Genomic DNA, 4000 nt, shown 5'->3' on the forward strand with positions numbered 1-4000 from the left:
GTCGGCCTGCGCACCTCGATGATTGTCGATCCGCCCAATGGGCGGATCCCGGAACTCACGCCGGAGGCAAAAAAAATTGCTGCGGCCGAACGCGATTTCCGTCTCGCAATGCTGCAGTCCACCGAAACCTGCAAGAACAAAGAGGCCGCTTGCGCTGGGGGAAAATACGATCCCAAGCCTTCGCCTCTCCGCAATGCTCCGCCGCCGCGCTATGTCACCGGACGCTACAACCGGCACAATAATCCTGAGGACGTTTCTCTCGCGGAGCGCTGTCTCACCGGCGGGCTTCCGGAATTCGGTACCGCCTTTGGCGGCAGCTTCCGTAGGATAGTTCAGACACCAGGCGGCATCACGATGTTCTACGATGTCGGCCAGGGACAGGGATGGCAGCGCAATATTGTCATGAACGGGACACCGCATCTGCCTCGTAATATCCGTCAATGGTACGCGGCCACTGGGAAGGCAACACACTCGTCATTGACGTGACGAATTTCAGTCCAAAGACGGATTATCAGGGTTCGCGTGAGAATCTCCATCTCGTCGAACGCTGGACGCGCACCGGGCCAAAAACGCTGGAATATGCGGTCACCATCGAAGATCCCACTGTCTGGACCCGCCCGTGGACGGTGAAGCAGGAATTCACCAGACAAAGCGATCAGGACAACCGAATCTATCCCGAGCCTCGCTGCGTCGAGGGCAATTTTGGTCTACCGGGGATTCTGCATGGCCGGCGGATTGAAGAAGCTCTGTTTGCACAGGGCAAGGGTCCCGATCCTGCGACCAGGGATGCGATCGCGGATGGTTTCTTGCTCGATAACGATCCGTTGCGATGAGCCAGGTGAAAGCGGGTCTAAACTCTTTACTGGCGAATCTCAGCCTATCAGCCATCCATGAAGATTGACCGCTATTGAGATCATTTCGGACGCTGCGTGCCAATCGCGCCAGTTCGCATTTTGGTAGAGTCGGGATGTGACGCGGTGGCTGTAGGTGGGACCTATCTGTTGCCGCCTCTTTCGTCTGGCGGTGCCTCGCAAGTTCCACCGTGGCTCCGTTTCCACACCCCGCTCATCGAACCGGACATGCAGAATGCCCGCATCCGGCTCTCGGACAAAACTTCACGCCTTCACCCACGGCACGTCGTGCCCAAGCCGACTCAGACGTACGAGCCCGAAGTGCCCGTAAAGGTGCGAGAGTGGAAAAGTCCCGCCCTTGCGTCGCCTGACCTTGTGCTTGGCGCGCAACCACCGGCGCAACCGCACAGCTGTGTAGTTGTCGAGCGCCCGGTACGCTTTGCTGACGGTTCCTACTCGGAAGTAGTTCGCCCATCCGCGTAACGCGCGATTCAACTCGTCCACCAGCTTCGTGGTCTCTTGCCAAGTCCCCGATCGGGCGGTCAGCGCGTGGACTTTCTCGACCATGCGTTTGATGCTCTTCTTCGAGGGCCGGTGCCCCAGGCGTGCCTGGCCGGTTCTCGCTGAATACATCCGCCCAAACGTGTAGCCCAGGAAGTCGAACTCCCCTTCCGGTACTTTGCAGATGCGTGTCTTCTCTTCGTTGACTTTCAGCTTCAGCTTGCCCGCGATCTCGCGCAGTCGCTGCAACGCTTCTTCGGCGTTGCCCTTCTTGCACAGGATCACGAGATCGTCGGCGTAGGTCACGATGCGAGTGCCAAGGGTTTGTTCCAACCCGAGCTTCTTCCATCCCAACACGAACCGGCGCATGTACAGATTGGCCAGCAGCGGTGAGAGGGGTGAGCCCTGCGGAATGCCTCGCCGCATGTCCTTGGCTTCGGTCGTGCGCGTCTTCCTTCCTCGATCGTCGGTTTCTTCAACGGGACATTCCAGCCACATCTTGATCAGATGCAGCACGCGCCGATCGACAATCCGGCGCGCCACCGATTTCAATAACTCGGCATGGGGGATGCTCCCGAAGTAGTCCGCGAGGTCAGCGTCTACGACTTCCGGGTGGCCATGGAACAGCAGCTCTTCCACCTCGACCACCGCCTGTTGGGCATTTCGCCCGGTACGGTAGGCGTATTGTTCTGGTGGAAGATCGGCTTCGAAGATCGGTTCCAATACCAGCATCGCTGCTGTCATGCAGACCCGATCCCGCACGGTTGAGATTCCCAACGGCCTGAGTTTGCCGTTGGCCTTGGGTATGAACACTCTTCTGATGGGATCCGGTCGGTACGTTCCCTGCCTGAGCGCAAGCGCCAGTTCGCCGAGCCATCGCTGTTCCCCATGCGCCTCGATGTCCGCAAAGTCCTGCCCGTCCACTCCCGGTGCGCCCTTGTTGGAGCGGCACTAAGCGTAGGCGTGCGCCAGGATGTCCTCGCGGCTGATCTTGTCGTACAGGGCATAGAAGCGATAGCCGGCTTCTGCCTTCGCTTTTGCGTGCAACGCCATCTGCAGTTTCTGAACACTCTTCGGAGTTGATAGGTTGCCCAATCTCCAGGTCCTTCACTACGTGCTGCGTTCGTCTTGAACTGAGGTCCCTTCCCTCCACCGGAATTACCCGGCTTCATCGGTAATACGAACCTCTCCGTCACCCCACGGCGTCCGGCCTGTCCCTCGCGGGCGTCCGGTTGATCGTCCTCAATCACGCCTTGGGGCTTCCCGTGTTGCGCGCGCTTTCCTTGTGTACATGCTGCCGCCACTACCCCGGTGCAGCGGCTGGACGTATTCTTCGCTCATCCGTTCCAGCCGTATCAGCCTTCCCCGATAGGGTTGTCGGGTCGGCCTGCACATCGACCTTTTCGAGGTTTGCTCGGCGTTCACTCGCGTTGCGGCCTGCACACTCGCGCTGTCACCAATTCGTGACACGCTTTCCGAAGGCTTCAGCCATTTCGTTGCCTCCATAGCTGCTCCGGTTGCTTCCGGCTGGAGCGGTTGCCGGGTGGGCCTTGCACCCACTGAAAAGCGCCGCCTTATCACGGCGCACACCCGAAGCGGTCGTTCTAAGTGCCGCAACATGTTACGTGAAAGAATGGTTTGGACTCATCCCACGGACGCCATCATTGCGCTCTTGCGCGCCCACGGCCAGCACGACCTGAACGGCCTGGCGGTCCTCGCGGCAATTTTCGTGGTAACGGGGCTGGTGCCGATACCGCGCACTGCGCTGTGTATCGCCAGCGGCGCCATTTTCGGTCTTGTCGCGATTCCAGTGATCCTGCCCAGCACCACTTTAGGTGGCGCGATCGGATATCTGCTGGCGCGCTACCTGTTCGCTGCACGGCTACACCGGATCCTGGACGCGCGCCCAAAATCGCGGGCCATCATGGCTGCGATCGATAGCGAAGGCTGGCGGCTCGTCGGCCTGATGCGCTTTGCCGGCGCAATGCCGACCTTCTCGCAGAATTATCTGTTCGGCCTGACGCGAATCAGTTTCCAGGTTTTTGTGCTGGCGTCTTTCTTTTTCAGCATTCCCCAGATCTGTCTTTACGTCTATCTCGGCTCACTCGGGCGGGCCGCCATGCTCAGCGAAACCGGGTCGCCCCTCAGCCTGGCGCTGGCGCTGCCCGCGGCGCTGTGTCTCCTGGCCGTCATCATCGTCGTCTCGCGCAAGGCGCGCGCCACCCTGCGCCAAATGGAAGGCGCTATGGACGTGTCACGAAACCTCGACGCGGCGGATGGTACCTAGAAATCCGGCTTGTCCGCAGTCGGCACTGCCGCCTGCCGGGCCAATTCATGCGGATTTTCGGCGCACACATCTTCCGGAAACGCATTTGATGTCCCCTCACCCACGCCGGGGCGATAGATGATGGTCGACGACCACGGTGTCGTGAAGGCCCCTTCATCCTCGACCATGAAGTCGAGCTGCAGGTTCTTTTCCCTCGAATTCAGATCGGGGAGTACTCCGGAGTCATTTCTGAGGGTGGTCGCATTTTCTTTCGCGCCGCGCTTCAATATTACGTTCGCGGCTTCATAGTCGATGAGCCTGTAGCGTTCGACCAGGTGCAGTTTGTCCGTGTGCGGAGTTCCAAACTGATCGACCATGGTGT

4 protein-coding genes and 1 pseudogene are annotated in these 4000 nt (G+C 59.6%); 3 read left to right on the top strand and 2 right to left on the bottom strand.

The annotated features are described in order from the left end of the window. Positions 1 to 486, top strand: a 486-nt coding sequence (locus VEG30_14795; GenBank protein HXZ81195.1) for a hypothetical protein, incomplete at its 5' end; no start/stop codon positions are given. After that, positions 441 to 833: a hypothetical protein gene (locus VEG30_14800; GenBank protein ID HXZ81196.1), complete on the top strand. Its 393-nt coding sequence runs from the start codon at positions 441 to 443 to the stop codon at positions 831 to 833. The genes VEG30_14795 and VEG30_14800, both read left to right, overlap by 46 nt. A gap of 282 nt (positions 834 to 1115) precedes the next feature. Here VEG30_14800 and ltrA read toward each other — a convergent pair. Beyond that, positions 1116 to 2288, bottom strand: a pseudogene (gene ltrA, locus VEG30_14805) (group II intron reverse transcriptase/maturase). Between the two features lie 697 nt (positions 2289 to 2985). On the opposite strand from ltrA, the gene VEG30_14810 reads away from it, so the two are divergent. Further along, on the top strand, positions 2986 to 3639 hold the full coding sequence (locus tag VEG30_14810; protein HXZ81197.1) for a VTT domain-containing protein: 654 nt from the start codon (positions 2986 to 2988) through the stop codon (positions 3637 to 3639). On the opposite strand, the gene VEG30_14815 is transcribed toward VEG30_14810, so the two are convergent. Beyond that, the coding region (locus VEG30_14815; protein HXZ81198.1) for a hypothetical protein at positions 3636 to 4000 on the bottom strand (365 nt) is incomplete at its 5' end. The genes VEG30_14810 and VEG30_14815 overlap by 4 nt on opposite strands.

Source organism: Terriglobales bacterium (assembly GCA_035624455.1).
Taxonomy (GTDB): Bacteria; Acidobacteriota; Terriglobia; order Terriglobales; family Acidobacteriaceae; genus DASPRM01.

Bases quoted from the DNA above. Each gene is read 5' to 3' on its own strand.
- VEG30_14800 (HXZ81196.1), top strand. From the start codon at position 441: ATGGTACGCGGCCACTGGGAAGGCAACACACTCGTCATTGACGTGACG.
- VEG30_14810 (HXZ81197.1), top strand. From the start codon at position 2,986: ATGGTTTGGACTCATCCCACGGACGCCATCATTGCGCTCTTGCGCGCC.